Below are 24,597 nucleotides of genomic sequence, written 5' to 3' on the forward strand. Positions count from 1 at the left end.
AGACGGAGTTAATAAAATCAATAACTTATTTACGTCCAACCTAGTGGCTAACCTATTTATAAAGTTAGACGGTTAGACAGAGTTTTCATTTTTTAAATTATTTTCCTCCAGCACTCAAAAACAATTTCGGGAGTTATACCGAATAGGTTAATATGTGCTAACTTTCAGCAGTTTTGCGACTGCACAAATCATCACTGAGCCCGGACGCCTTGCGCTTCTGGGCTTTTTTTATTGTTCCCTTATGTCTCCGTACTCAGTGCGCGATCCCCATCGCGTCTGGGCTCAGTGATGGTGCGTGAAGAAATGGCCACAGCTGCTCCTAAACCTTGTCGTCGCGCTGGTTGTTCTGCCCTGGTCTATGGCGGCAATGGATATTGCGACCGGCACCAGGCAGATGCAGAGCGGGAATGGGTGAAAGCCCCAGAGCACTCAGGTCGTGGTGGTCGGCAATGGCGGCGGTTGCGCCTGCAGGTGTTGGAGCGTGATGGGTGGCTTTGCCAATGCGACGACTGCGCTACCCGGCCAGTGCCGCTGGTGGCGCATGAGGTGGACCACATCAGCAACGAACGCGATGCGGATGGCGCCCTGGATGACTCGCTGGAGAACCTGCGGTCAATGAACCGCGACTGCCATCGGAAAAAAACCCAGCAGGAGGCGGCCCGAGGTCGGCGGCGCCGCTGGGTGGGTGGGGTGGGGTAAAAGTCTGGGCGATTTTGCTGGACACCCGTCGCCCCGCATCACTTTTTGCACGACAGTTTTTTAGATAGGGGGGGGGTTAAAACACCTTCTCAAATATATGAACTCACATGTCCGAGTAGTCCCGGAGGTTGATTCCCGGACTGTGGGGGAAGTTGCGCCCTCTCAAAGCGTCACGTCAGAAATTCCGAGTCTGGTTGCAAAGCTTTCTGCGAAAGAAAAAAAATTATGGGATCACGTTACACAGGCGCTGCATGAATACGGATTGATTCATCGAACGGATGCAATGGTGCTGACCGTCATTTGCCGGACCTTTATTCGTTGGGTTGAGGCCGAGGAATTGCTGTCGCGTTTTATGAAAGAGAACGATGGCAGCTATTTTGCAAAGACACCGAATGGATATGAGCAGCCACATCAAAGTTTTTATGTGGCTCGAAACTTAAAAAAAGAGCTTTTGCAGTGGCTGCCTGAGGCCGCTTTAACTATTCCATCTTTTCAAAAAGCGATCAGCACTCAGCCGACTGGTGGGCCCCAGGGGCAACTACCGGGGTTTGAGGATCCGGTGGAGCTGCACCGCAAACGCAAGGTGGCAGCGGGGATGCGATTGGTATGAGCACATTCGACTGGGACGCATATGGCCGCCGCGTGATGGCAGGCGATATTGTTGTCTGCAAATGGATCCGCCTGGCGGTGGAACGGCATTACCGGGACCTGGAGACTTGCCACGCACGCGGGCTGTATTTTAGTGACGAGCTGGCGCAGCATGCCCTGGAGTCTTTCCTGTTCCTGCGGCACTCCAAAGGCGAGTGGGCGGGCCAGGTCTTCGTGCCTTCTGACTGGCAGCAGTTCTGGATTGCGTTGGCATTTGGGTGGATGCGTGCCGACGGCACACGGCGTTTCCGAGAAGTCTGGGAAGAAGTGCCGCGTAAGAATGGTAAGTCCACGAAATTGTCAGGTGTCGGTCTATATCTGATGGTGTTCGATGGTGAGGGCGGTGCCGAGGTCTATAGCGCCGCCACCAAAATGGACCAGGCCAAAATTTTGCATGCCGAGGCTGAGCGGATGGTGCTCGCGTCGCCGCAACTGCGCCGCGCTGTAGGCGTTCGGCTCAATGAGCTGTACGACATACGGCCAGGCCGGGCAGATAAGTTTGTGCCTCTGGGCCGCGATGCCCGAACAATGGACGGGCTGAATCCGCACGCCGGCCTGCTTGACGAGGTCCATGCGCATCCCACTCGGGAGATATACGACGTAATCAAATCGGGGATGGGCGCACGGAAGCAGCCGATGATCTGGCAGATCACCACGGCTGGGTTTGACCTGTCTTCATTTGGCTATGCCCAGCATGAATATGCTCAGAAAGTGCTGCAGGGTATCTTTCAGGACGACGAGCTGCTGGTCATTATTTACACGGTGGACGACCCCGAAAAGTGGGATGACCCGGTGGAATGGGCGAAAGCAAATCCGAACCTGGGCGTTTCAGTCTACGAGCCACAGTTGCGGGCACAGGCGGAGTTGGCAAAACGGAAGCCCAGTGAGCTGCCTGGGTTTTTGACCAAGCGGCTGAATATTTGGCTGCGTGGCGGTTCGATGTGGCTGGCGGCTGAGGCCTGGGCGGACTGTGGAGACACCGAGGCATCCCTTGACGACTTCAAGGGTGAGTCCTGCTGGATAGGTCTGGATCTGGCGGAGAAAAGCGACATTGCCGTTCTGTGTATTGCCTTCAAGCGCGGTGGCGAATACCACTTGTTCTTCAAATGCTATTTGAATGAAGACCAGGCGCACGCACCGGAGAACCGACATTTCTATGGTTGGGAGCAGTCAGAACATTTGATTGTGACGCCAGGCAATGCGACCGACTTCGATGCAATACGTGCTGATCTGAATGATTTGCAAGCCAATCACCAGATTGAAGAAGTGGTGTACGACCCGAAATTCGCAGCTTATTTCGCTACAAAACTGGCTGACGAGGATGGTTTATTGATGGTTGAAATGCCTCAAACGTCGGCTCGCTTCACGCTGCCAATTGTGGAAATTGAGAATTTGGTTCTGACTCAAGACCTACATCATGACGCCAATCCGATGGTGGCCTGGATGGTGAGCAATGTGGTGATGCGCGAATCGAAGTTTTCTGGGCTACGGCACCCGACCAAGGAAAAACCGGAAAACAAAATTGACGCTCCGGTCGCAATGATCATGGCAATGTCTCGGGCATTGAATGACGATGGCGACAACGGACTAGGCAGCTACTTTTCTAACGTGGTGACTGGATGAAACAGAAAGCGCAGAAAGTCGGAAAGATCCGGGCTGCAGTGCTGGGCTGGCTAGGCGCTCCGTTTGGACTGACTAATGTAGACGCCTGGGCGCGACTAGGGGCAGAAGGTGCAGCTGGCGTTGCTGTAAATGGTCAGAACATCCTGCAGTTGTCGGCTGTCTGGGCATGCGCGCGCTTGATCTCGGAGACGATAGGCACATTGCCATTGGGAATGCATGAGCGCACGCGCGAAGGAAAGCTCTCGGCGCCGCAACACTCTCTCGATTTTATTCTGGGTGTGCAGCCTAACGCTGACGCTATTTCGTCAGTTTTTTGGGAGTCTGTTGTTGCCGCCATGCTGCTACGAGGTAATGCTCATTGCGAAAAGTTGATGATCGGCAACCGCCTGGTGGGGCTCAATTTTTTGCATCCGGCTCGTCTTTCGGTGACCCGCAAGGGGGGAGGAATTAAGGAGTATCGCTACACGGAGGATGACGGGCGTCAACGCGTTGTCGAGGAATCACGGATCTGGACAATTCCGGGATGGTCGTTGGACGGAAAGACTGGTGTGTCAGTGATCCAATATGGTGCACGGGTGTTCGGTTCTGCACTGGCCACCGATGAAGCCGCAGGCGGTACGTTCAAGCGCGGCCTGATGCCCACAGTGTGGTTCAAGTACCCAAAAATTCTTAAGGACAATCAGCGGGAAGAGGCCCGCGAAATGATTGAGGGTCGATTGTCAGGGGCTGTTAATGCTGGTCGCCCAGCGATTTTGGAGGCCGACATGGAGGTCGGCACCATCGGCATCAACCCGCGCGATGCCCAACTGTTGGAATCGCGTGCTTGGGGGGTTGAGGAAATATGCCGCTGGTTTCGCGTATGGCCAGGGCTGATAGGCCACGCCTCGAATGGGCAGACCATGTTCGGTACCGGTGTTGAGCAGATGATGAACTGGTTTTTGATAGCCACAATTAATCCGTGGTTGCGTCGCATTGAACAGAGCATCATGAAGGATTTGCTGACTCCAGCCGAACGTCTGCGGTATTACCCCAAGTTTGCTGTAGAAGGTCTGCTGCGTGCCGATAGTGCCGCCCGTGCCGCGTTCTATTCGGTCATGGTCAACAACGGCATCTTGACCCGCGACGAGGTGCGAGAGCTTGAGGATCGGCCGCCGATGGGTGGGAACGCGGCAGTGCTGACAGTTCAAACCGCCCTGGCACCGCTGGATAGCCTGGGTTCCAACACAGCAGACCAGAACGCCCGCAATGCGATGGCCAACTGGCTGAAAGACTTGATGGCCGGCACGGCCGACACCTGAGGTATCCCCTATGAGTATTAAGAACCTGCCGGCTGCGCCGGCCGGACGGCCTTCTGCTGCCGTCAATTCCTATCTGTCGCCTCGTGCTCTTGAGCGGTGGGATGCGGGAGTGCGAGCGACGGCGGACGACCAGGCGGACCGAACCATCAGCATCTATGACGTTATCGGCTATGACTGGTGGACTGGCGAAGGCGTGACGGCCAAGCGTATATCAGCGGCTTTGCGGTCCATGGGGGCGGGGCCTGTGACCGTCAATATCAATAGCCCCGGCGGTGACCTGTTTGAGGGATTGGCCATCTATAACGTGCTCCGTGAACACCAGGGCCATATCACGACCAAGGTGCTGGGACTGGCGGCATCGTCGGCATCGGTCATTGCCATGGCCGGCGACACCACGCAAATTGCTCGCGCAGGGTTTTTCATGGTCCACAACGGCTGGCTGATCGCTCAGGGCAATCGCCACGACCTGCGTGAGATTGCTGACTGGATGGAGCCGTTTGACGCGGCGATGGCAGACATTTACGCCACACGTACCGGCCAGGACATCGCTGACGTGCGCCGCCAGATGGATGGCGAAACGTGGTTTGGCGGTACGCAGGCGATTGAGCAGGGCTATGCCGACGAAATGCTGAACGCGGACCAAGTGGGCAAAGGTGAAGGTGCCGCCCAAGCCAGTGCTGTCCGCCGCATTGAGGCCGCCATGCGTGCGTCAGGGCTGCCCCGTAGCGAGGCCCAGCGCCTCATCTCTGATTTCAAGTCCAGTCTGAGCGATTCGACTGGCGGCGGTGCGCCTGATGCCACCGGACGCGGCTTGAGCGATTCAGCCGCCCTCAGCACCACGGCCGCTTTGGCCGCATCTCTAACCAATATTTTGAAATAGGAGCCAACAATGGCGAACCCCGAACAGCAGATCGAACAGATCAACGCCAGCCTGAAAACGGTTGGCGACCAGCTCAAGGCGATGGCCGAGAGAGCCGACGCTGACATGAAGGCGCGCGGTGCGCTCGACCAGCAATTGCGTGCTGACATCGACAAGACCCTGACGACCCAGGGCGAGCTGCAGGCCCGCTTGGCCACCGCCGAGCAGCTGCTTGCAAAGGTTCAGAACGATGGCGGCGTGTCCGCTGGCTCGCAATCCATGGGCGAGCAGATTGCCGCGAGCGAGGATTTCCGGGCATTCGCCGGCAACCCGCGGGGGTCGTTCCGTATGCCGGTGCAAGCCGCCATCGGCTCGGGCGCTGGTTCGGCGGGCGGCCTCATCGTGCCCGACCGCCAACCCGGTATCCAAGCTCCCGCTCTGCAGCGTTTGGTCGTGCGCGACCTCATCAACTGGGGGCGGACCGCTTCCAATAGCATCGAAGCTGTGCGCGAACTGGTGTTCACCAACAATGCGGCGCCGGTGGGCGAAAACCCGAGCGGTGGCAAGCCCGAATCGAATATCACCTTCGAGCCCTATCAGGCGCCGGTGACGACCATCGCTCACTGGATCCACGCTTCTCGCCAGGTGCTGGCGGATGCTCCGATGCTGCAATCCTACGTGGACGGACGTCTGCGCTATGGCCTGAAGCTCAAGGAAGAAGGGCAGTTGCTCAAGGGTAGCGGCGTCGGCCTGAACATCGACGGCATCTACACCCAGGCTTCGAGCTATGCGAATCCTGGCGTTCTGGTGCAGGCAGAGACGCGAATCGACCGTCTGCGCCTCGCGCTTTTGCAGGTAGAGCTGTCCGAGTATTGGGCCGATGCCATCGTGATTAGCCCCCTGGACTGGGCAGCCATCGAGCTGACCAAGACCGATGACAACGGCTATCTGTTCGCCAATCCGCGCGCTCAAAACCTTCCGGGCCTGTGGGGTCGCAACGTCGTACCCACCCAGGCCATGGAGGTGAGCGAGTTTCTGGTGGGTGCTTTCGGCGGCGGCCTCGCTGTTCAGGGCTGGGACCGAGAGGATGTCAGCATCATGGTATCGCTGGAGGACCGCGACAACGTGATCAAAAACATGGTGACCATTCTTTGCGAGGAGCGCGTCGGCTTGGAAGTGCGCCGCCCTCAGGCGTTCGTGAAGGGCAGCTTTGAGGGAATTGACGCAGTTCCGGGTGCGGGCGGCTGATAAGCGCGGGGCGGCGCTTTGTCTGGCCGCCCCAGCCTTAAAGGAATCGATATGAAAGTAAAAGCGATTTTCTCGTTTGACCATGATGGCGCCAGGCGACGGGGTGACGAGTTTGAGGTCTCTGATCGGGTAGGGAATCAACTGATCAACAAGGGACTAGCTCGTCTCATGGAATGTGTGGCTACTGCTCCGGCTCTTCCTGCCGTCCAGGCAAATGACATGCCAAGCGCAGATGAGAATGCTGCCGTTGCACTGGTGGCAGTTTCTGGCGTGGCGGACGGCCCGGTAGCGCAGGCCCAGGCAGGTGGCGCCCCAGGCGTAGGTGAGGATGCTGCCGTTGCGTTGGTGGCAGTTTCTGGCGTTGCGGATGGTCCGATAGCGCAGGCCCAGGCAGGTGACACCCCAAGCGCAGGTGAGGATGCTGCCGTTGCTACGGAGCTGTTTCAGGATGACGCCGCACCTGGCACCGGCTCTGGCCGCAAAGCAAAACGGGCATCTGCTCCAGTTGAAGGAGCTGAGCCAAAGTAAAAGGGGTGAGCATGCAGGAACTAGATTTCTTGCCGCTGGAGCTAATCAAGGCTCAGTTGCGTTTGGAGCTGGATGACACCGACGAGGACAGGCTTTTGATTCATATGAGCCGTTCCGCTGTTGACTATGCCAGCAATTACTTGGGGCGACCCATCCCTTGGCTAAATCCCGACGGCACAGAGGCTGTTGTCCCTGCGTCGGTGGTGTCTGCGTTGCTGATGATTGTGTCTGATCTATTTACCAATAGAGAAGGCGCGATGCGGGATGCACGTATTTATGACAACCCTGCAGTGGGCAACTATTTGCATTTCTATCGTGTGGGGATAGGGGCATGAGTAAAGGATCAAGGGCGGGTGCGCCAACATTCTCTGAGCCATTCGCTGGTGAGCTGAGCAAACGCGTTCAGATTCGATTGTGCCGGGACCATCCGGTCGGTTGGTCGGGTGTGACAGAGCAACGTCTAGATCCGATACGTCGCTGGGCAGCGTTGACGCCGGTTGGAACTGCTGTCTGGACTGCTACGGCACAGACGGACGAACGAATAACCCATCGTTGTCTTTTGCGTTATCTGGATGGCATTACCAATCAGCACGAGATTTTCTATGCCGGCAGAGTTTACCGGGTGCGGCGGGTCGCCCCGCTGCGTGGGGAGCGTCAGTTTTTGGTGCTCGACCTTGAAGAATTTGGGGATGGGGAGCTGGTATGAAATCCACTGGAATACAAGCAAAGCTTGGGTTCGATGGCTACGAAAATATCAGCCAGATGTTGTTCAAGCGTGGTCCGATGCGTAAGGCGTTTCGTGATGCTGGCCGCATGGTCGCAAAGGCTTCACGAAAAAAGATTGCCAAGCGTGGTAATGGCGGTGGCTACCCCAATCGACAAACAGGACGGATGGCCAAGTCGATCAAGGTACGTCTGGGTTCGGGTGGGTTCTACGCAAAAGTCCAGCACCAGATGCCGACGCCCGCCAGCAAGTGGAATGCTGATCCTAGAAAACAAGGCTTCTATCCGGCGTTCCTGCACTACGGCACAAAGCGCGGTCTGCGCTCCAGGGGCAACTGGATTGCTGATGCACTGACTGAACAGGAAGGCGCTGTCATGCAGCGTCTACGGGCCTCATTGAACGAGGCACTGAAATGAAACTGTCCGATGTTGTAGGCCATTTGCGCGCCTACTGCCCGACTTTTGACAGGCGGGTGTTTGTCGCTATCGACTTCAAGCCTGAGCGTGAGCAGGTCAAGGTTGTTGTGCCGGCTTTGGTGGTGATGCCGGCCGACGATGAGGCCAGGCCTCCAATTGCCCAGAACCTGGCCGTGCAGGAGGTTATCGACCGCTTCACGGTTGTGTTGATGATGGCGACGGCGAGCAACGAACGGGGTGATGCAACCGCAGACGCGCTGCATGACCTACGTGCCGAGGTCTGGCGGGCCTTGTTGGGTTGGCACCCTGGCGATGAGTACGAGCCTATCGAGTACGAGGGCGGCGAAATTATCGACATGAACCGCGCTGTGACGTATTACGGCATGACGTTTTCCGCTGAGCTGACCGTGGGGTATTCAAACGGGCTGCCGGCGGACACCATCCCTCAAACCTGGCAGGAGTATGAACTGGCGCAGCTCCCGCTACTGAGGCGCTTGGACATTAGTGTGGATGTGATTGATCCCATCGCAGATCCCAATCTGCAAAAGCCAGGACCGGATGGCCGGACTGAATTCAAACTGCAAGAGGATGTGTCATGAAGAAAATGCACGTGGTGCCGGTGGAGGGCCGGATGGTGCTGGACCCCGAGCGCGGGGCGGTGCTGACCGGCGAGGGCTGGGCAGTTCCCAAAACACAGTATTGGATGCGGCGCCTGTTCGATGGCGACGTGACGACCAAGCAAGACGATGCCCCAGCAGCGGGCAAAAAGGAGCGTTGACATGGCGGTCAGCATGAATCAAATCCCGAATGATCTGCGCGTGCCGCTGTTCTACGCGGAAATGGATAATAGCCAGGCAAACAGCGGCGCGACGCAACTGCGGCGCCTGCTCATCGGGGCGGTCAATGACGACGTGACCGCCGCACCGGCTCTGCAGCTGCCTTCGTCCTCCGACGATGTTGCCACGATTGCGGGCCGTGGCTCGATGCTTCACGAAATGCACATGGCCAGCCGGCGCGTTGACCCCATGGGTGAAATCTGGATCCTGCCGGTCAATGTCACGGGAGCCAAGGCATCGGGAAAATTTACCGTTGCGGGCACCGCGTCGGCGGCCGGCGTGCTGTCGGCCTATGTGGGCGACGCGCGGGTTGCGGTGACGGTAGCCAGCGGCCAGGCCGCCGCCGATGTGGCTACGGCTCTGGCTGCGGCTATCAATGCGGCGACGCTGGCTGTAACGGCTGCAGCTGCCGCTGGCGTTGTGACCGTGACTGCGAAATTTTCCGGTGAGCTGGGCAATGATCTGCGCCTGGCTGTCAATCTGCGAGGCTCGGCGGGCGGAGAGGTTGTGCCGTCGGGTCTGACCGTCGCGGTTACTCCCATGGCAGGTGGCGTAGGGGTGCCAGATCTGGACGTCGCGCTGGCGTTGCTGGGCGATGCGCCGTTCGAGTTCATCACCCATCCGTTCACCGACGCCGGTTCGCTGGCGGCTTTCCAGGCCTTGATGGATGACACCTCTGGTCGCTGGGCATGGCTCAAGAAAATTTACGGACATGTGTACTCGGCCCGGCGCGGCACGATGGGCCAGTTGGTGGCCTTCGGTCGTGGTGCTACCAATGACCAGCATATGACGGTCGCCGCCGTCGAGCCCGAGGCGCCCACGTCGGTGTGGCGGTGGGTCGCGGATTTTGCCGGGCGAACAGCTGTGTTCATTGCGGCGGATCCGGCGCGGCCCACGCAGACGGGTGCGCTGCTCAGCTGCATGCCGGCGCCAGAGGGTCGCCGTTTTGGCCTGCTGGAGAATAACTCGTTGCTGTGGGCGGGTGTGGCCACGTCCTATTACGAGGGCGGGTATCAGCGGATCCAGCGTGCAGTCACCCTGTACCAGAAAAATGCGTTCGGTCAGCCCGATGACAGCTATCTGGACAGCGAGACGATGCACCAGTCTGCGGCGATTCTGCGCCGGTTGGAGGCGGTCATTACCAGCAAATTCGCACGCCACAAGCTGGCCGACGACGGCACCCGCTTCGGGCCTGGCCAGTCAATTGTCACACCTAAGACCATCCGTGGCGAACTGATCGCCGAGTACGAGCGCATGGAGCGATTGGGCCTGGTGGAGAACCTGCAACTGTTCGCGCGCTACCTGATCGTGGAGCGCGACGAAACAAACCCGAACCGGGTCAATGTTCTGTTCCCGCCTGACTACGTGAACCAGCTGCGCATCGTCGCGCTGCGCAACGAGTTCCGCCTGCAGTATCCCGACACGATGGCGGCATAGCCACCGCGTCACTTTTGATTGAACCCAGGCCCGCCATTGAGCGGGCCTTTTCTTTGGGAGCTGGACATGGGCCAGAAAGTAGCAGGGACAGTCTACGTCAAAGTGGACGGTCAACAGTTGGTGATCACTGGCGGCGTGGAATGCCCTATCGGCGATGTGATCCGCGAAACCGTCGAAGGTGCGCCGGGCTATTTTACCGAGCGCGACCGCGTGCCGTACGTGAAGGTCGAGGCATTGCATACGGCGGATTTCCCGGTGGATGTGATCGCCAACGGCACGGACATGACCGTCCAGGCCGAGTACCGCAACGGCAAAACCTACGTGCTGACGGGCGCCTACATGGTCGGCGAGACGACCAGCACCGGGGACGACGGCAAAGTCACGTTGGAATTCAACGGCGTTAAAGGGATCTGGCAATGAGCGATGCGAAATTTCTGACGGTGAAGACTTTGTCCGCCTCTATCAATGCCTACGGCAAAGAGTACACGGAGCTGCGGCTGCGCGAGCCGGCGGTGGCTGATGTACGGGCGCTGAAGTCCTTGCCCTATTCGTTTGCGCCCGAGGATCAGGTCCCACGCCCACTGCTGGATGTGTGCGCGCGGTACATCGCGCGTCTGGGCGAGGTGCCTGAGTCGGCGGTGGATCAGTTGGGGATGCGGGACTTTCACGAGCTGGCATGGGCGGTAGTCGGTTTTTTTATCAGTCAGGGCTCGGACCCGGCAGCACAGTCTCAGGCCTGATTGATTACGCCTACTCGGCCGCCTATTTCTGGCGGCTGGATCCTTTTGCGGTCATGGATCGGCCGCTGTCCGATGTGTTTGAAATGACCAGCCAGGCGCATCGGGTTGCGAACGAAATGAAGGAGTAGCTATGGCCCGCGAGTTTCAATTGAAGGCCCTGATCACGGGGGTCGATAAACTCTCGCCCACCCTGCATAAGGCCCGCGCCAATGCCATGAATTTCCGGCGCGGGCTGCTCAACAGCGGTTTGGGGCAACCCATCAATCTGATGGACGTTGTGAAAGGAGGGGCCATCGCGGCCCCTTTTTTTGCGGGTGCGCGTGCCGCCATCGAGTTTGAGTCCTCGATGGCCGATGTGCGTAAGGTGGTCGATTTTGACACGCCTGAACAATTCGCCAAGATGGGGCAGGACATCACCAAAATGTCGACTAAGCTGCCGATGGCGGCCAAAGACATTGCCGCCATCGTGGCCGCCGGCGGGCAATCGGGTATTGCGCGGGACGAGCTGCAGGCCTTCGCCCAGGACGCCGTCAAGATGGGTATCGCGTTCGACCAGACGGCGGAGGAATCTGGCGACACCATGGCCAAGTGGCGCACGTCGTTCAAGCTAGGACAGGTCGAAGTGGTGGCGCTGGCCGACAAAATCAATCACCTTTCCAACAATGGGGCGGCGACGGCCCAGCAGATCAGCAATATTGTGACGCGCATTGGGCCGCTGGGTGCGGTCGCTGGCCTGGCCGCTGGCGAGATTGCCGCCATGGGGTCGACGCTGGCTGGTGTGGGTGTCGGCCAGGAAGAGGCGGCGACCGGCATTAAGAACTTCATGCTGGCCATGACCTCGGGACGAGCGGCCACCAAGACGCAGCAGCAGGTGTTCAAGGCATTGCGACTGAATGCTGAGCAGATCTCGGTGGGAATGCAAAAGGACGCCAAGGGCACGATGCTCAAGGTGTTGACGGCCATTAGTAAAGTCGATGCGTCCAAACAGGCCGGGGTGCTTCAACAACTGTTCGGCAAGGAGTCGATCACGGCCATTGCGCCGATGCTGGATAACCTGGGCCTGCTTAAAAAGAACTTCGAGCTGGTGGCCGACGCAACTGAGTACGCCGGATCCATGGAAAAGGAGTACGCCGCCCGATCAAAAACCACGGCCAACAGTATCCAGCTGCTGTGGAATCGCGTCACGGCGCTGGGTATGGCCATTGGCAATGTCCTGTTGCCGCCGATCAATTCGTTCATTGCCTACGTCGGACCAATGATTGATCAAGTCACAGCGTTGGCGCAGGCCAATCCGTGGTTGATCAAGGGGCTGGTGGGTGCCGCTGCGGCATTCGTGGGCATGCGGCTGGCCGTGGTCGGGGTGACCTGGGCAATCAAGATTATGTCCGGCGTCATGACGATGTCGCCGCTGGGCATGCTCATACGGGGTATAGCCCTGGCAGCAGGGTTCCTGATCGCCAACTGGGAGCCGGTGAGCGCGTGGTTTAAAAATCTGTGGGCGAAGGTTCAAGCTCCAGCGCAGGCGGCATGGGACTGGCTCAAGAATGTATTTCTGAACTGGCATCCACTGGGTTTGATTATCAAGAACTGGGAGCCGATCACAGCTTGGTTTGTTGGGCTGTGGGCGCAGGTCCAGGCACCTGCCCAGGCGATCTGGGACTGGATGCAGGGCGCATTCCTGAACTGGAGCCCAATGGGAATCATCATCAAGAACTGGGAGCCGATTGTGGCCTGGTTCAAGGATTTGTGGGATCGGGTATCGGGGTTTATCGAACCCATCATGAAGGGGGTCGATGCCGCCAAGGGCGCGGCCGCCTCCGTGGGTGAGTCGGTTTCAAACACCTGGGATAGCGGCATGGGCTGGTTGAAAAACGCCGTTGGGCTGGGCGATGAGGCACCGGCAAAGCCTGCGCCGGCGCTGGCAGCGCCAGGTCGAGAGACGCGCCTGGATGGGGAAATGGTAATTCGGTTCGAGAATGCGCCGGCTGGCATGAGGGCAGAGCCAGCGCGCACCAATCAACCAGGCCTGAACGTCCGTCAGGACATTGGCCTGCGGTCAATGGCAGGAGCGAGCGGATGAGCTGGCGAGATCAAAAACAGGCCGCCTCATTTCGTGGGGTGGCGTTCGAGGTGTTGCGGGACTCGGCGCCTGCTGGGCAGCGCACGCAGGTGCATGAGTATCCCCAGCGCGATATCCCGCTGGTGGAGGCGCTGGGCAAGCGCACCAAAGAGGTTCGCATCACGGCGTTTGTCGCGGGGGATGACTGTCTGAGCCAGCGTGACGCGCTGCTGGAGGTGATCGAGCAGCCGGGTTCTGGTGAGCTGATCCTGCCCTGGACCGGCAGCATCACCGCTACGTGCATCGACTGTACCTATTCGCACGACCGGCGCACGCAGGGAATGGTGCAGTTTGAGCTGGTGTTTGTGGAAGGGGAGGCCGAACCATCCTATCCGGTGGCCGGCGCCGATGCGGCGTCCACACTGAACAGTGCCGCCGATGCCGTGCAGATGTCTGCACTGGAGCGTTTCACGGCGGTGCTGGAGGGCATCGACCTGTCGCAGATCAGCCTGGACGCGGTATTGACGCCCATCGGGCAAGTGCTGGAGGTTGTTCAGGACGTGTATGGCTCGGTGTCCGGCGTGCTGGGGTCCGCGCAGCGTGTTTTTGATTCGGTCATGGCAGGGCCTGGGGCGTTCGCCGATGCGGTGTTCGGCATTATCGGTGGTGCGCGTTCGCTGTTTGGCGGGTTCTACTCACGCGCCCAGGGCGTCATGTCGCTGTTTGGGCTGGCTGACCGTGCTGATGCGGTGCAGCGCCTGGGCGGCACGCTGTTGCCCAGCGGCGCGGCCAATCGGGTGTTTGTGGCGGCGGTGCGCTCGCTCGTGCAGGATGCGGTGGCGGTCGATGCCGTGCGCGGTACGGCTGCGTTGCCGTCCAAAACCATCAGCGTCACCCGTGCCGGGCAGGTGGCCGTAGACGGGATGGCACAGGGCGGGGTTGCGGTGGACTCGGGGACGCTGGGGCAAGTTCTGGACGGGCTGACGGGTGTAGATCGCGTTGAGTTGCCGGTGGCAGACGATGTGCTGCAGGTGCGCGATGGCGTATCGGAATCGCTCTGGGCCTTGGCCGAGCAGTCGCCAACGACGCATTACGAGGTGATAGCCCAGGCCCGCGTTGCCGCTACCCGGCATTTGACTGCCGTGGCGCGCCAAGGTGATGTGCTGACGCGCTACAGCAATCCGGCGCCTATTCCGGCGCTGGTGTTGGCGTATCGCCGCTATGGGGACGCGGGCAGGGTGGGGGATATCGTTGCTCGCAACGGCGTACGTCATCCTGGGTTTGTGCCTGCCACTGAATTGCTATTGCCAAGGGGCTGAGATGACAGCAGAGGACATGGACCGCGTGACCCTGGTGGCGGACGGCATGGAGTACGGAGGCTGGAAATCGGTTGAGATTACAGCCGGCATTGAGCAGCAGGCACGGGATTTTAGACTGGGAGTGACCTGGCGCTGGCCCGGTAGCGGCGAGGCACCCGCACGGATTCGCCACGGCTCGCGTTGCGAGGTTCGGATCGGCCCGGATCTGGTGCTGACAGGCTATGCCTATGCCACTCCTATCGAGTACGACGCACGACAGATCACGGTTGGCGTTGCCGGCCGCTCCCTGACCTCGGACCTCGTCGATTGCAGCGCGGCTCGTGGCCAGTGGCGCGGCCAGACCGTGGCGGCAGTTGTCGCCGCTCTGGCAGCTCCCTACGGCCTGAGCGTGGTTGACCAGGCCGGGGATGGACTGACAATTGCGGACCATCAAACCGAGCCGGGGGAGACGGTTTTTGCCTCGATTGACCGGCTGCTGGAACAGTCGGCGCTGCTCTCTACGGACGATGCCCACGGGCGCGTAGTGCTGGCGGCGCTGGGATCGGCGGGCCGAGCGACCGATGCGATTGAACTGGGCGTGAATGTGTTGGGGGCATCGGCGCCGCTGGACTTTTCAGGCGTGTATTCAACGTACGAGTGCATTGGCCAGCAGGCCGGCACCGATGAGGCGTTCGGTGTCGAGGCGGCCGAGGTGCAGAGCGTGGCGGGGGATGATCGTGTAGACCGCTATCGGAATCTGACCGTGCAACCGCAAGGCCAGGTCAGTGCTGCTATCGCCGCCAAGCGCGCCGCTTGGGAGCGCGAGAGCCGGATGGGGCGAGCTTTGGCAACGGACTATGAGCTGCAGGGCTGGCGTCAAAGCGACGGGCGGCTCTGGCTGCCCAATATGTTCGTGCCGGTGCGCGACGCCATGATCGGGTTCGACAGGGAGATGCTGATTGGCAAGGTGGTTTACACGCTCGATGAGCGCGGCAGACGCGTCTCGTTGCGGGTGGCGCCGCCCGGTGCGTACTCGCCTGAGCCCAAGGCGCCGAAAAAGCAGAAGAAGGGCAAGCGGGGCGGCGATTCGTTCGAGTACCTGTTGCCGGCTGACTGGGATAAATCATGAAAATTCTGAACTTTATTGCGCGTGGGACGCTGTCTCTGGTCGATGCGGCCCGCAAGCTTCAGGGATTGCAGGTGCGCCTGACCGCCGGTGAGGTGAAGGATGGCGTGGAGCACGTGGAGCCGTACGGATTCACCTCCCATCCCCTGGCGGGTGCAGAGGCCGTGTTGGGGTTTATCGGTGGCAACCGCTCGCATTGCGTCGCGTTCATCGTGACGGACCGGCGATACCGGCCTGTCGGCCTGCAGCGCGGCGAGGTTTGTTTGTTCACCCATGAGGGGGACGAGATCCGTCTCCAGCAGGGCAGGGTGATCAGCATCACTGCCGGCACCAAGATTGAAGTCACCGCCCCAGAGGCGGTTTTTAATTGCTCGACCAGCGTCACGCTCAATACCCCCAAGGTGATCGCCACTGGGGACATTGAGGCGGCCGGCGAGATCCGCGACGGCGTCGGCACGATGAGCGCGATGCGCGGCACGTACAACGGACACAACCACCCCGAAAACGACAGCGGTGGGCCAACTGATAAACCCAATCAGAGGATGGAATGAGCATTCGCAATTTATTGGCCTCGGCGGATCAGTTGGAGCGGGCGGTGGTAATCAGTCTGTTCACCTGGCGGCGCGCTGAACCGTCGGATCCGGTTGATGACGATGAACGCCACGGGTATTGGGGGGACGCCTACCCTGATCAGCCCCAGGATCGAATCGGCTCCAGGCTGTGGTTGCTGCGGCGCCGCTCGCTCACCGCGCAGACCATGCAGGATGCCCAGCGGTATGCCGACGAGGCGCTGGCCTGGATGGTAGAGGATGGCGTCGCGCAGCGGGCAGTGGCCCGCGTTGAGCGCCAGGGCGCAACACGCCTTGACCTATACGTGACGTTGACCCTGGACGAGGGGCAACGGCAAATGCAGTTTGACGATGTGCTGGGGGTGATCAATGCCATTTGAAATTCCAACACTGCCAGCCCTGGTGCAGCGTGCTGGCGAGGATCTGGCTCGGGCAGGGGTGGACGGGGTGCTGCGCCGATCTGATAGCGCCGTTCTGGCCCGCGTAATGGCGGGCGGCGCCTTTGGTCTGTACGGCCTGCTGGCCTGGCAGTCCAAACAGATCCTGCCCGATAGCTGCGATGAAGACATGCTGGCGCGCTGGGCTGGTCTCAAAGACGTTCCACGCAAGTCCGCAACGCCGGCGCAGGGAGCCATCGAAGCAACCGGGGCTGACGGCGTTTTTGTCCCGGCAGGCATGCTCTGGCAAACGCGGGCCGGCGTGCAGGTGCGCGTGACGCAGGACACGCTTTTGTCCGGCGTCACGCGTGTACCTGTTGAGGCCGTGGTTCCAGGGGCTGCGGGCAATTTGGTGGCGGGCACGCAGCTGGTTGCCATATCCCCGGCGCCAGGCGTCATTGATCGGTCGACAGTCGCGGCGCCTGGCCTGGTCGGCGGGACAGATCTGGAGCCGCTGGAGCGATGGCGCCGGCGAGTGGTGCGAGCATTTCGTATTCAACCTCATGGCGGTGATGTGGACGATTACGTCACCTGGGCGCTGGAGGTTCCAGGCATCACGCGGGCATGGGTGCGTCGCGCCTGGCTCGGGCCGGGGACGGTCGGCGTGTTTGTTGTTCGTGATGATGACGACAACATTGTTCCAGATGCGGCCGAGCTGGAGGCGGTACGGGCCCACATTCAAAGCAAGCGTCCGGTGACAGCAGAGATTCATGTGTTGGCGCCCATGCTGTTGCCCGTGAATTACCAGATCCAACTGTTTCCCGATGGCGATGCGCTGCGGGGCAAAGTCGAAGAGGCTCTGCGCGAGCTGCATATGGCGGAGGCCGATCTGGGAACGCGTCTGTACCGCACGCATGTGGCGGCCACCATCAGCAACGTCCCAGGCGAAACGGATCACAAACTGCTCTCTCCGGCCGCCGACGTTGTGCCCCAGCCGCAGGAGCTGCCGGTATTCGGGGGGCTGACATGGGTGTGAGAACGGCGCAGGACTATCGCGCACAGCTGCAGCAGCTACTGCCCCCTGGGCCAGCCTGGGATCCTGAGCTGTATCCGATGCCGGCGATTGTGGCTGATGCCATTGCTGCCGAGTTGGCGCGGGTGGATGCACGGGCGGCTGATCTGCTGTCTGAAATGTTCCCCGGCACGCTGCGCGAGCTGCTGTCCGATTGGGAGCGTGTCATGGGGTTGCCCGACGAGTGCCAGGGGAACACGGCTTCTCCGAGCGGGCGGCTGCGTGAGGTGCTGCGGCGTTTCTCGGATGTCGGGCGACAGGATCCTCTCTATTTTCAGGAGATGGCGCAGCGCCTGGGCTATCCCGAGGCGCGGGTGATTGAATGGCGCACGCCGCGTTTTGGCCTTGCCCGATTCGGCAGCAGCCAGTTTGGCAGCTGGGATTGCCAGTTCGTATGGGTGGTCCAGTTGGGCGCGCTGCGCGCCAAAGAGCCGGTATTTGGTAATGCCCAGTTTGGCGACCGATTCGGCGCCAACGAGACCGACATTGTTGAGTGCGTGATTCGACGCTACGCGCCGGCGCACACCGTCGTGTTTTTTGATTATTCCTAGGAGCTGACATGCTGGACAGACTCCGAGGACGTGCCGACATTCGGCAATGGCCAATTTGGTAATAAATTTTAGTGGAGAGTACAGATGGATTACCCCAAAAGTTTGCCGGGCATTGGGTTGGTGGGTGGAAAGTTCGCTGATGCCAATGCCGCAACGGGCGCGGCCGGATCCTGGATTTCGGCAGTATGGGCAAATAGTGTGATGGACGAGCTGTTGAATGTGATCACAGCAGCAGGCATTGACCCCAGTGAAGCCGATAACGGCCAGATACTCAAAGCGATGCGTGCCCTGGCAATGCCCATTTATGCGACGGCGCCCGCAACAAATGTAGGCCCGCTGGTGTACGTCATTGACCGCCAGCAGATATTGCACTGGCAAACGGTAGGCTCATTCACCGGCTACGTCAGCCCAGATGTGGGCCGGTTCATCTGGGGTACATCCGCTACTGCGCGTCCCGATGAGGTAGACCTGATCGGTCAGACGGTGGATCGTACGAACGCAAGGTTCCGGGCGCTCATTGCCTGGGCCGAGGCCAATAGCCACATGGTTGCATCCGGCTCCTGGGCCGTTGGCGCTTTCAAGTTTTCGGTGATCTCCGGAAATAATGTGCGGCTACCTGATTTGCGCAACCAATTCATCCGCGCGACCGGAACTGACGCTGACACTGCAAATGCGAGAGCCCTCGGGGCCGTTAATAGAAGCCTGGAACTGTGGAGACTGCTGTTTAATCGCCTCGCCCTGGGCGGATCCGAGTGCCCGCGCATTTGCAGTGGAGTGGCCACCTCGCTGCAAATGCGAGGGCGCTAGGGACTGCTCAAAAAGACGCCATGCAGACCATTGCTGGGGATGTTGGCGCCCTAATCCAGAGCAGTACATCGGGCCCGTTCAGGGCCCCCGGCTCCCCTACCCATTATGCTGAAAACGCTGCGCCAGGAACGGGGAATTTCTTGGGTAGAGTGGATTTCGACAATTCGCGAGTTGCACGGACCTCAACAGAGACTCGTCCTAGCAATGCCGCGTTACATCCTCGTATTCAAATCTGAATCCGAGGATGCAACGCTATGCTGGCGGGGCGGGTTTCGCTGGCTGTCCGCGCTGGCGAACGGGAGAGATCAAAAAACAAATCCCCAACCCGTGTATCAACAGTGCCTCCGTTGAACGAGATGCCCGTGCCCCTATTTGTGCCGATGTTCTGCAGTGCGTCATTTTGGTGCGAGCCGAGCGCCCGTGCATTTGCAGTCCCATAACCACTTTTTCTTTTTTCAATCAGCCACGCATGTGGCCAGGAGTTTTTGTATGTCGAATTTTCAAACCGATGCCCTGGGCGTGCTCAACGGCCAGTCTCCCTATGCTGATAAGGGGTTCGCGGATGTGACCGTGGCACCACCTGCGAGCATTCCTGTTGGCCAGGTGGCGCGCTGGGTCTCCACCGTTGATCGGTACGCGCTCGAATATGGCGATGCCGGCACCGGCGCTTGGGAGCTGGTGGATGACAACCGGCAGGCAACGCTGTACACGGCCGACGGCGAATACAGCCTGGGCACAGTGCACAACGGGCAGGAATACGACGGCCTGGGCCCGCTGCCTGCCTGGCTCAGCACCGATGCACCGGCGGCGCCAGAACCCACACTGAGTGATCTGCGCGAGCTGCAGCTGGCATTGGTGAACGCAGGGTTTGAGCAGGCGGCCGTCGCCCTGACCAGGGGTTACCCCGAGGCCGAGCGCTTGACTTGGCCAGTCCAGCAGGCCGAGGCACTGGCGTGGGCAGCAGACCAGACCGAGCCCACTCCCTATCTGGACGGCCTGGCCGCTGCCCGGGGCATCGCTGTCGAGGATATGCGACAGAAAACTCTGGACCAGGCGCAACTGTTCCTGCAGTCGAGCCAGCAACTGGTCGGTACGCGCCAGCGGCTGCGAGACCAGATCTATGCCGCAAAGACCGCCAAAGCCATTAAAGCCGTCGTCTGGCCGGAATCAGGCGGCCAAGCGTAGCTGCTCAGCCTGCGCGCGGCCGAGCTTGCTACGCATGAGTTTCTGCGCGAGATCTCGCCCGCGCGGGTGAAAATATCGCTGCAGCATGCGGGTGTCTCGGTGGCCGGTTACCTTGGCCAGCTCATGCGCGGGGAACACGTCGGCCAGTCTGGACGTGGCCTCATGTCTCAGATCGTGCAGACGTAGGTCCAGGAAATAGGCGCGCACGGGGCGGCGGCCGTACTGCCGGCATAGGGCGCCATAGGCGCGGCGCGCGCGCTCACGGGCGCGGGCAAATGCCCGGCTGACGGATCCCGCTGATACGTCGAATATGCGGCCGCGCAGCGGTTTGCCGACGAGCCATTTACGCAGCGCGTCGCGGGCGAATGGCGTCAGCGGGACATACCGGGTATCGCCGTTTTTGGTGTCCTGCAAGGTGATGACGCCGTGGGTCAGGTCGATCTGCTCGCGTGTCAGCGTGACGATCTCCGAGCGGCGCATGCCTGTCTCAACAGCCAACGCCACGATTGTAGGCAGGCATTCTGAGCGGGTGTGTTTCAGGATCCAGTCGATTTCCGAGCGTGGGCATTCGTCGGGACTCACGCCGTACAGGCGTATCTGAGTGAACAGGCGGCGGTCGCGCGCGTCATTGACGGCTGGCCGCCGCACCAGTTGCACGGGGTTGGCCAGCCAACTGTAGCCCCAGTCTTTGCGCGCCACGGTGAATAGATGCGACAGCAGCGCCATGCGCCGGTTAACGGTTGCCGGCGCCCGTTCTTGCATCCAGTCATCGCGGATGCGTTGCAGATCCTGCTGCGTGATTCTGGCCAGGTTGCGGCCGGCCAGCAGCGTGCCGGTCCAGGCGCGAACCAGCGACCGCTCTTGATACGCGGATTTTTTTAGGGTCGACACCTCCAGCAGGTAGCGTTCCATGGCCTCGGCGAGGGTGGGGCAGGAGCGGGATAGACGGCGCTGGCGGGAGGCATTCATAGGTAAATCTGCGTTGTAGGCCGTACAGAAAATTGTTTCAACTGTGGATTTTTACAGCCGCCAGCAGGGCGGCATATTTTTTGGGGAGAGGAAATGGAGCCGACATCAAGCGCAGTATCGGCGGGAGTAGCCATGGGAGCGGTGGCGGCAACGTCGCTGCTGCCTGGCGTGAATGGGGATGCGCTGATCGGGGCATTCGCAGGGGCCGTAGTGTTCGCGTTGCAGGCCAAGGATCTGGGACTGCTCAAACGAATGGCGTACATGCTGATCTCCATATTGATCGGCTATCTGGGCGCCGGGGAGGTCATGACGCGCACGGGGCTACAGAGCTGGACATTGGCGGCGTTTGGGCTGTCGGCGACGGTTGTGACGCTGGCCTTGGTGGGCATCGACAAAATCAAGTCGTTCGACATCACCAGTATTTTCAAACGGGGGTCATGACATGATTGGCTTCTTTGACTTTGTGTTCGTTTGCGTCGCGGTTTTGGCCAATGCGTTCACTGCCGGCCGGTTGATCTGCTATCGACGGGGTTGCGCACGGTATCGACTCGGAGTCTCGTTTCTGGCGTACGTGCTGATCGTCTGCTCAGGCGGGCAGGCGTTGGACGCTCTGTTCAATCACAACCCGGCAACGCCCTGGGAGGCCGGATTTGCGGCGGTCATCGCGGTGCTTGTGTGGCGCGCGCGTGGCAACGTTGCCTGCATTGTGCGGATCGCACACGACTGAAGGAAAGACATGCAAAAACTGATTGATTTGTTTTCGGGCCTTCTGGCCCTTTTTTTTCGTCCGCAGAAACCGGAGCAGGCTACACCAGAGCCAGAGAAGGCTTCGCCTACGGGCATGTCACCTGACGGCCTGGCCATCCTGCAGTATTTCGAGAGTTGCCGCTTGGATGCCTACTGGGATGCTGACGGCAAAGTATGGACCATCGGCTGGGGTGACACGGGGCCAGATGTCGTGGAAGGCCTACGTATCACTCAGGCGGAGGCCGACGAACGTCTGAAGCGCCGACTGGCCCGCGAGTTCGTGCCTGGTGTTCTGAACGTGCTGACTCGTCCAGCAAATCAGGCGCAGCTCGATGCCATGATGGACCTTGCATACAACATCGGCGTCTCGGCATTTCAAGGCTCTACTTTGTTGCGCCTGTTCAATGCCGGTGATCAAGCCGGGGCTGCGGAACAGTTCCCGCGCTGGAACAAGTCAGGTGGCAAAGTCCTGCTGGGCCTGCGCCGTCGGCGCGCTGCAGACCGTGCGCGTTTCCTTGGGGCAACAGGAGCAGAGGCAATCAAGACTGGAGCGGCTATTCAATGATCGAACTCATTATTGGCCAGGCCTGGCCCTACGTGTTGGGTTTGCTGGCTCTCGTCGCTGGCTGGCTCACGGCCAAGCGGACAGGGCAGCAGGAAGGGCGCCGCGAGGCGGAACAAAAACAGGAAAAGGCGGACATGGCCGCCGTGGAGGTAGGACGTGATGCAGCTGAAACGATTGAGCGCTTGGATGATGATGCTGTGCGTGACCGTGCTCGCGCTCGCCGGATGCGCAGCACCGAGGGGCGGTAGCTACTGCGCTGCTGCCCAGCGTCCTTTTCAATGGCGCTCAGACGCCGAGATCGACGCCACGCCGATCAGGGTGGTGCGCTATGTGGAAACGGAGGCTGAGACTTGGGAGCGACTGTGCCGCATGGAGCGCCCTACCCGGAAGGAGTTCAAGCAGGAGTACTTTGCTTCGCCAGATGGGCGCAGGCTGCGTGCCCCGGATCTGGGGAGGGCGGTGGGAGAGTACATACAACAGCCATCCCCAAAATTGTAGAAGTCGCATACACTGCACTTACTGCGTTTTCTAAATATTATTAAGCACTGACCATGGCCGCCCGACAAAACTGGGATTTCGCTTTGCATATCAAAGGGGTTTCTTTGAAAACCCTGGATATGTCTCGTCTCGCGGAATACATGAAAGAGTTTGCGGCCCTGATGGGAGAAGGGGCATCGCCAAAGTTCGCTGGAATTGTTCAGGGCAGCGTAGTTATGCGCGCCCGCGATTGCAATGAGCATATGGGATTAACTCGACAGCGATTGTTGTCAGCGGTTAATGACGAGGCCCCGGGTCATTCTGCCTACCAGAAGATCGAAAACCTCATGCGAAAGGATGGAGCAAGAGGCGACATTATTGATAGTCAAAAAAGCGTCATCCTTAGCTTTGATTCCAGGAAGGCTGCGAACGATGATGTACGTGAAATAATCATCCACGACAACGGTGAGATTGACGGAACAGTTGTTGGTATTGCTGGGGCCGATGACACAGCGCATGTAAGATTGCAAGTTTACGGTGGGAAGGTAGAGACCGTTACTGTCCGTGACATGGCATTAGCGAGAGAGCTTGCGACTCGGTTTCGGCTGGGGCCTGTTCGTGTTTATGTTCATGGGACTTGGAAACGCACAAAAGAAGGGGTATGGGAGCCCAATAGGATTTATGCCGATCGTATTGAGGATTTGGATTCTGATAGCGTTCATGATGTTTTTCGCGAGCTTGCAACCATTCCAGGTAACGGCTGGAGTGACGTCAAGGACGCCAATGAACTATGGAAAAAAATAAGAGGCTTGGATGATAGTAGCCCTTGATGCGAACTGCTTGGTTGCTTGGTCGTCTCGAAATAACCCAGATAATGTAGCCCGTCTCGACGAGCTGCTTAAAACGGTGTCGGATGCTCGCGGGAAGATCATTATCCCCGTTCCTTGTTTGGCCGAGTATTTAGTGCATCTTGGTGACGCAACAGAGGCTTGGTTTGCTGCGCTAGAAAGAAAGAGCAGCGTTGTGCTTGCCCCGTTTGACAAACGCGCTGCATATGAGTGCGCTCTCATCGATAGGAACGCGATATCGAACGGCAGCAAGAGGGCCGGTCGCTTAGACGCTTGGCAGAAAATTAAAATTGACCGGCAGGTTATTGCTATTGCAAAAAACCACTCGGCCAAAGAAATAATCTCCGAAGACAAAGAGGTTCGTGCTGAGGCCATCTCTATAGGACTGAGAGCCCGTGCGTTAGACGAATTAACTCTTCCCGATTCGGCTAGGCAGAATTTAATACCGCTCGAGCCTATGGGTGATCAGCCTTAACTTACGCAGAATCCCGGACAAGCCACCTACGAGGTGGCTTTTTCGGACAAAAGTCCGCATCCGTAAGTAGACCATGACAGGCATTATGCCCCCAGATTGTGCCTGCCATGACAGTTTCCTCAGAACAGTACCGTGTTTGGGCAGACCGAGTGAATGGACTCCAAGACTGGGCGAAGATGGTTCTGAATGCCAACCTAAGATAAGCTCCAGGCACAAAAAAGCCCGTACTATTGCGGGCTATATATATCGTGGTGTGACTTTTTTGTGACCATAAGAGGCACAAGACCAAGGTAATTCATATCAAAGAAAAATCGGATAGCGACGGAGGGTATTGATAAATAAGGGTTTTGTTTGCTTTGGTTTATATGCGGCAAGACTCGAAATCAGGCGTACGTGCAAGCGTACCGTGGGTTCGA

At 59.3% G+C, this 24,597-nt stretch carries 31 protein-coding genes; 30 read left to right on the forward strand and 1 reads right to left on the reverse strand.

Annotated elements, in window-relative coordinates; all coding sequences use genetic code 11:
- Positions 1-303 precede the first annotated feature (303 nt).
- The 24 genes from AADW57_RS05450 (at position 304) to AADW57_RS05565 (ending at position 20,100) form a co-directional block, all read left to right on the forward strand.
- On the forward strand, positions 304-699 hold the full coding sequence (locus AADW57_RS05450; protein ID WP_341669041.1) for an HNH endonuclease: 396 nt from the start codon (positions 304-306) through the stop codon (positions 697-699).
- 142 nt (positions 700-841) lie between these two features.
- Positions 842-1,309 carry a P27 family phage terminase small subunit gene (locus tag AADW57_RS05455; protein ID WP_341669042.1) on the forward strand — a complete coding sequence of 156 codons (468 nt, stop codon included), beginning with the start codon at positions 842-844 and terminating at the stop codon, positions 1,307-1,309.
- Positions 1,306-2,970, forward strand: a complete 1,665-nt coding sequence (locus tag AADW57_RS05460; RefSeq protein ID WP_341669043.1) for a terminase large subunit — start codon at positions 1,306-1,308, stop codon at positions 2,968-2,970. The genes AADW57_RS05455 and AADW57_RS05460 overlap by 4 nt, the downstream gene beginning before the upstream one ends.
- Complete coding sequence (locus AADW57_RS05465; protein WP_341669044.1) at positions 2,967-4,268, forward strand: phage portal protein; 1,302 nt, start codon at positions 2,967-2,969, stop codon at positions 4,266-4,268. The genes AADW57_RS05460 and AADW57_RS05465 overlap by 4 nt, the downstream gene beginning before the upstream one ends.
- 10 nt (positions 4,269-4,278) lie before the next feature.
- Positions 4,279-5,148 carry a head maturation protease, ClpP-related gene (locus AADW57_RS05470; protein WP_341669045.1) on the forward strand — a complete coding sequence of 290 codons (870 nt, stop codon included), beginning with the start codon at positions 4,279-4,281 and terminating at the stop codon, positions 5,146-5,148.
- A gap of 9 nt (positions 5,149-5,157) precedes the next feature.
- Complete coding sequence (locus tag AADW57_RS05475) at positions 5,158-6,375, forward strand: phage major capsid protein (protein ID WP_341669046.1); 1,218 nt, start codon at positions 5,158-5,160, stop codon at positions 6,373-6,375.
- 51 nt (positions 6,376-6,426) lie between these two features.
- Complete coding sequence (locus tag AADW57_RS05480; protein WP_341669047.1) at positions 6,427-6,903, forward strand: hypothetical protein; 477 nt, start codon at positions 6,427-6,429, stop codon at positions 6,901-6,903.
- 11 nt (positions 6,904-6,914) lie between these two features.
- The gene (locus AADW57_RS05485) at positions 6,915-7,238 is read left to right on the forward strand and encodes a head-tail connector protein (RefSeq protein WP_060186428.1); all 324 of its coding nucleotides are present in this window, start codon (positions 6,915-6,917) and stop codon (positions 7,236-7,238) included.
- Complete coding sequence (locus tag AADW57_RS05490) at positions 7,235-7,609, forward strand: phage head closure protein (protein WP_081055420.1); 375 nt, start codon at positions 7,235-7,237, stop codon at positions 7,607-7,609. Before AADW57_RS05485 ends, AADW57_RS05490 begins: the two co-directional genes overlap by 4 nt.
- The gene (locus AADW57_RS05495) at positions 7,606-8,043 is read left to right on the forward strand and encodes a hypothetical protein (RefSeq protein WP_341669048.1); all 438 of its coding nucleotides are present in this window, start codon (positions 7,606-7,608) and stop codon (positions 8,041-8,043) included. Before AADW57_RS05490 ends, AADW57_RS05495 begins: the two co-directional genes overlap by 4 nt.
- Positions 8,040-8,642 carry a phage tail terminator protein gene (locus AADW57_RS05500; protein ID WP_341669049.1) on the forward strand — a complete coding sequence of 201 codons (603 nt, stop codon included), beginning with the start codon at positions 8,040-8,042 and terminating at the stop codon, positions 8,640-8,642. The genes AADW57_RS05495 and AADW57_RS05500 overlap by 4 nt, the downstream gene beginning before the upstream one ends.
- Entirely contained in the window at positions 8,639-8,821 is a 183-nt protein-coding gene (locus AADW57_RS05505) for a DUF2635 domain-containing protein (protein WP_341669050.1), read from the forward strand. Before AADW57_RS05500 ends, AADW57_RS05505 begins: the two co-directional genes overlap by 4 nt.
- 1 nt (position 8,822) lies before the next feature.
- Positions 8,823-10,316, forward strand: coding sequence for a phage tail sheath C-terminal domain-containing protein (locus tag AADW57_RS05510; protein ID WP_341669051.1), 1,494 nt, complete (start codon positions 8,823-8,825; stop codon positions 10,314-10,316).
- Positions 10,317-10,382: 66 nt separating this feature from the next.
- On the forward strand, positions 10,383-10,736 hold the full coding sequence (locus AADW57_RS05515) for a phage tail tube protein (RefSeq protein WP_131070767.1): 354 nt from the start codon (positions 10,383-10,385) through the stop codon (positions 10,734-10,736).
- The gene (locus AADW57_RS05520) at positions 10,733-11,056 is read left to right on the forward strand and encodes a phage tail assembly protein (protein WP_341669052.1); all 324 of its coding nucleotides are present in this window, start codon (positions 10,733-10,735) and stop codon (positions 11,054-11,056) included. Before AADW57_RS05515 ends, AADW57_RS05520 begins: the two co-directional genes overlap by 4 nt.
- Positions 11,057-11,186: 130 nt before the next feature.
- Positions 11,187-13,136, forward strand: a complete 1,950-nt coding sequence (locus AADW57_RS05525) for a phage tail tape measure protein (RefSeq protein WP_341669053.1) — start codon at positions 11,187-11,189, stop codon at positions 13,134-13,136.
- Positions 13,133-14,434, forward strand: a complete 1,302-nt coding sequence (locus tag AADW57_RS05530; RefSeq protein ID WP_341669054.1) for a DNA circularization protein — start codon at positions 13,133-13,135, stop codon at positions 14,432-14,434. The genes AADW57_RS05525 and AADW57_RS05530 overlap by 4 nt, the downstream gene beginning before the upstream one ends.
- Positions 14,435-14,450: 16 nt before the next feature.
- Positions 14,451-15,542, forward strand: a complete 1,092-nt coding sequence (locus tag AADW57_RS05535; RefSeq protein ID WP_257724329.1) for a phage baseplate assembly protein — start codon at positions 14,451-14,453, stop codon at positions 15,540-15,542.
- Complete coding sequence (locus AADW57_RS05540; protein ID WP_341669055.1) at positions 15,539-16,090, forward strand: phage baseplate assembly protein V; 552 nt, start codon at positions 15,539-15,541, stop codon at positions 16,088-16,090. Before AADW57_RS05535 ends, AADW57_RS05540 begins: the two co-directional genes overlap by 4 nt.
- Positions 16,087-16,488, forward strand: a complete 402-nt coding sequence (locus tag AADW57_RS05545) for a phage GP46 family protein (RefSeq protein WP_341669056.1) — start codon at positions 16,087-16,089, stop codon at positions 16,486-16,488. The genes AADW57_RS05540 and AADW57_RS05545 overlap by 4 nt, the downstream gene beginning before the upstream one ends.
- Positions 16,478-17,521: a baseplate J/gp47 family protein gene (locus AADW57_RS05550; protein ID WP_341669058.1), complete on the forward strand. Its 1,044-nt coding sequence runs from the start codon at positions 16,478-16,480 to the stop codon at positions 17,519-17,521. Before AADW57_RS05545 ends, AADW57_RS05550 begins: the two co-directional genes overlap by 11 nt.
- Positions 17,512-18,108, forward strand: coding sequence for a YmfQ family protein (locus tag AADW57_RS05555; RefSeq protein ID WP_239054359.1), 597 nt, complete (start codon positions 17,512-17,514; stop codon positions 18,106-18,108). The genes AADW57_RS05550 and AADW57_RS05555 overlap by 10 nt, the downstream gene beginning before the upstream one ends.
- 84 nt (positions 18,109-18,192) lie before the next feature.
- Positions 18,193-18,915 carry a hypothetical protein gene (locus AADW57_RS05560; protein ID WP_341669059.1) on the forward strand — a complete coding sequence of 241 codons (723 nt, stop codon included), beginning with the start codon at positions 18,193-18,195 and terminating at the stop codon, positions 18,913-18,915.
- A gap of 489 nt (positions 18,916-19,404) precedes the next feature.
- Positions 19,405-20,100, forward strand: coding sequence for a hypothetical protein (locus AADW57_RS05565; protein ID WP_341669060.1), 696 nt, complete (start codon positions 19,405-19,407; stop codon positions 20,098-20,100).
- On the opposite strand, the gene AADW57_RS05570 is transcribed toward AADW57_RS05565, so the two are convergent.
- Complete coding sequence (locus AADW57_RS05570; RefSeq protein ID WP_341669061.1) at positions 20,083-21,069, reverse strand: tyrosine-type recombinase/integrase; 987 nt, start codon at positions 21,067-21,069, stop codon at positions 20,083-20,085. The genes AADW57_RS05565 and AADW57_RS05570 overlap by 18 nt on opposite strands.
- A gap of 93 nt (positions 21,070-21,162) precedes the next feature.
- Here AADW57_RS05570 and AADW57_RS05575 point away from each other — a divergent pair, with 93 nt between their 5' ends.
- The 6 genes from AADW57_RS05575 (at position 21,163) to AADW57_RS05600 (ending at position 24,181) form a co-directional block, all read left to right on the forward strand.
- Entirely contained in the window at positions 21,163-21,510 is a 348-nt protein-coding gene (locus tag AADW57_RS05575) for a putative holin (protein WP_341669062.1), read from the forward strand.
- Between the two features lies 1 nt (position 21,511).
- Positions 21,512-21,796, forward strand: a complete 285-nt coding sequence (locus tag AADW57_RS05580; RefSeq protein ID WP_341669063.1) for a phage holin family protein — start codon at positions 21,512-21,514, stop codon at positions 21,794-21,796.
- Between the two features lie 9 nt (positions 21,797-21,805).
- Entirely contained in the window at positions 21,806-22,381 is a 576-nt protein-coding gene (locus tag AADW57_RS05585) for a lysozyme (RefSeq protein ID WP_341669064.1), read from the forward strand.
- Entirely contained in the window at positions 22,378-22,629 is a 252-nt protein-coding gene (locus tag AADW57_RS05590; protein ID WP_341669065.1) for a hypothetical protein, read from the forward strand. The genes AADW57_RS05585 and AADW57_RS05590 overlap by 4 nt, the downstream gene beginning before the upstream one ends.
- A 303-nt stretch (positions 22,630-22,932) precedes the next feature.
- Entirely contained in the window at positions 22,933-23,688 is a 756-nt protein-coding gene (locus AADW57_RS05595; protein WP_341669066.1) for a hypothetical protein, read from the forward strand.
- Positions 23,672-24,181 carry a PIN domain-containing protein gene (locus tag AADW57_RS05600; protein ID WP_341669067.1) on the forward strand — a complete coding sequence of 170 codons (510 nt, stop codon included), beginning with the start codon at positions 23,672-23,674 and terminating at the stop codon, positions 24,179-24,181. The genes AADW57_RS05595 and AADW57_RS05600 overlap by 17 nt, the downstream gene beginning before the upstream one ends.
- The last annotated feature ends 416 nt before the right edge of the window (positions 24,182-24,597 follow it).

Source organism: Alcaligenes sp. SDU_A2, from assembly GCF_038237375.1.
Lineage (GTDB): Bacteria > Pseudomonadota > Gammaproteobacteria > Burkholderiales > Burkholderiaceae_B > Alcaligenes.

Excerpts from the sequence above, each read along its gene's own strand:
- AADW57_RS05450 (WP_341669041.1), top strand. The coding sequence starts at position 304 with ATGGCCACAGCTGCTCCTAAACCTTGTCGTCGCGCTGGTTGTTCTGCC.
- AADW57_RS05460 (WP_341669043.1), top strand. The coding sequence starts at position 1,306 with ATGAGCACATTCGACTGGGACGCATATGGCCGCCGCGTGATGGCAGGC.
- AADW57_RS05465 (WP_341669044.1), top strand. The coding sequence starts at position 2,967 with ATGAAACAGAAAGCGCAGAAAGTCGGAAAGATCCGGGCTGCAGTGCTG.
- AADW57_RS05470 (WP_341669045.1), top strand. The coding sequence starts at position 4,279 with ATGAGTATTAAGAACCTGCCGGCTGCGCCGGCCGGACGGCCTTCTGCT.
- AADW57_RS05475 (WP_341669046.1), top strand. The coding sequence starts at position 5,158 with ATGGCGAACCCCGAACAGCAGATCGAACAGATCAACGCCAGCCTGAAA.
- AADW57_RS05480 (WP_341669047.1), top strand. The coding sequence starts at position 6,427 with ATGAAAGTAAAAGCGATTTTCTCGTTTGACCATGATGGCGCCAGGCGA.
- AADW57_RS05485 (WP_060186428.1), top strand. The coding sequence starts at position 6,915 with ATGCAGGAACTAGATTTCTTGCCGCTGGAGCTAATCAAGGCTCAGTTG.
- AADW57_RS05490 (WP_081055420.1), top strand. The coding sequence starts at position 7,235 with ATGAGTAAAGGATCAAGGGCGGGTGCGCCAACATTCTCTGAGCCATTC.
- AADW57_RS05495 (WP_341669048.1), top strand. The coding sequence starts at position 7,606 with ATGAAATCCACTGGAATACAAGCAAAGCTTGGGTTCGATGGCTACGAA.
- AADW57_RS05500 (WP_341669049.1), top strand. The coding sequence starts at position 8,040 with ATGAAACTGTCCGATGTTGTAGGCCATTTGCGCGCCTACTGCCCGACT.
- AADW57_RS05505 (WP_341669050.1), top strand. The coding sequence starts at position 8,639 with ATGAAGAAAATGCACGTGGTGCCGGTGGAGGGCCGGATGGTGCTGGAC.
- AADW57_RS05510 (WP_341669051.1), top strand. The coding sequence starts at position 8,823 with ATGGCGGTCAGCATGAATCAAATCCCGAATGATCTGCGCGTGCCGCTG.
- AADW57_RS05515 (WP_131070767.1), top strand. The coding sequence starts at position 10,383 with ATGGGCCAGAAAGTAGCAGGGACAGTCTACGTCAAAGTGGACGGTCAA.
- AADW57_RS05520 (WP_341669052.1), top strand. The coding sequence starts at position 10,733 with ATGAGCGATGCGAAATTTCTGACGGTGAAGACTTTGTCCGCCTCTATC.
- AADW57_RS05525 (WP_341669053.1), top strand. The coding sequence starts at position 11,187 with ATGGCCCGCGAGTTTCAATTGAAGGCCCTGATCACGGGGGTCGATAAA.
- AADW57_RS05530 (WP_341669054.1), top strand. The coding sequence starts at position 13,133 with ATGAGCTGGCGAGATCAAAAACAGGCCGCCTCATTTCGTGGGGTGGCG.
- AADW57_RS05535 (WP_257724329.1), top strand. The coding sequence starts at position 14,451 with ATGGACCGCGTGACCCTGGTGGCGGACGGCATGGAGTACGGAGGCTGG.
- AADW57_RS05540 (WP_341669055.1), top strand. The coding sequence starts at position 15,539 with ATGAAAATTCTGAACTTTATTGCGCGTGGGACGCTGTCTCTGGTCGAT.
- AADW57_RS05545 (WP_341669056.1), top strand. The coding sequence starts at position 16,087 with ATGAGCATTCGCAATTTATTGGCCTCGGCGGATCAGTTGGAGCGGGCG.
- AADW57_RS05550 (WP_341669058.1), top strand. The coding sequence starts at position 16,478 with ATGCCATTTGAAATTCCAACACTGCCAGCCCTGGTGCAGCGTGCTGGC.
- AADW57_RS05555 (WP_239054359.1), top strand. The coding sequence starts at position 17,512 with ATGGGTGTGAGAACGGCGCAGGACTATCGCGCACAGCTGCAGCAGCTA.
- AADW57_RS05560 (WP_341669059.1), top strand. The coding sequence starts at position 18,193 with ATGGATTACCCCAAAAGTTTGCCGGGCATTGGGTTGGTGGGTGGAAAG.
- AADW57_RS05565 (WP_341669060.1), top strand. The coding sequence starts at position 19,405 with ATGTCGAATTTTCAAACCGATGCCCTGGGCGTGCTCAACGGCCAGTCT.
- AADW57_RS05570 (WP_341669061.1), bottom strand. The coding sequence starts at position 21,069 with ATGAATGCCTCCCGCCAGCGCCGTCTATCCCGCTCCTGCCCCACCCTC.
- AADW57_RS05575 (WP_341669062.1), top strand. The coding sequence starts at position 21,163 with ATGGAGCCGACATCAAGCGCAGTATCGGCGGGAGTAGCCATGGGAGCG.
- AADW57_RS05580 (WP_341669063.1), top strand. The coding sequence starts at position 21,512 with ATGATTGGCTTCTTTGACTTTGTGTTCGTTTGCGTCGCGGTTTTGGCC.
- AADW57_RS05585 (WP_341669064.1), top strand. The coding sequence starts at position 21,806 with ATGCAAAAACTGATTGATTTGTTTTCGGGCCTTCTGGCCCTTTTTTTT.
- AADW57_RS05590 (WP_341669065.1), top strand. The coding sequence starts at position 22,378 with ATGATCGAACTCATTATTGGCCAGGCCTGGCCCTACGTGTTGGGTTTG.
- AADW57_RS05595 (WP_341669066.1), top strand. The coding sequence starts at position 22,933 with ATGGCCGCCCGACAAAACTGGGATTTCGCTTTGCATATCAAAGGGGTT.
- AADW57_RS05600 (WP_341669067.1), top strand. The coding sequence starts at position 23,672 with ATGATAGTAGCCCTTGATGCGAACTGCTTGGTTGCTTGGTCGTCTCGA.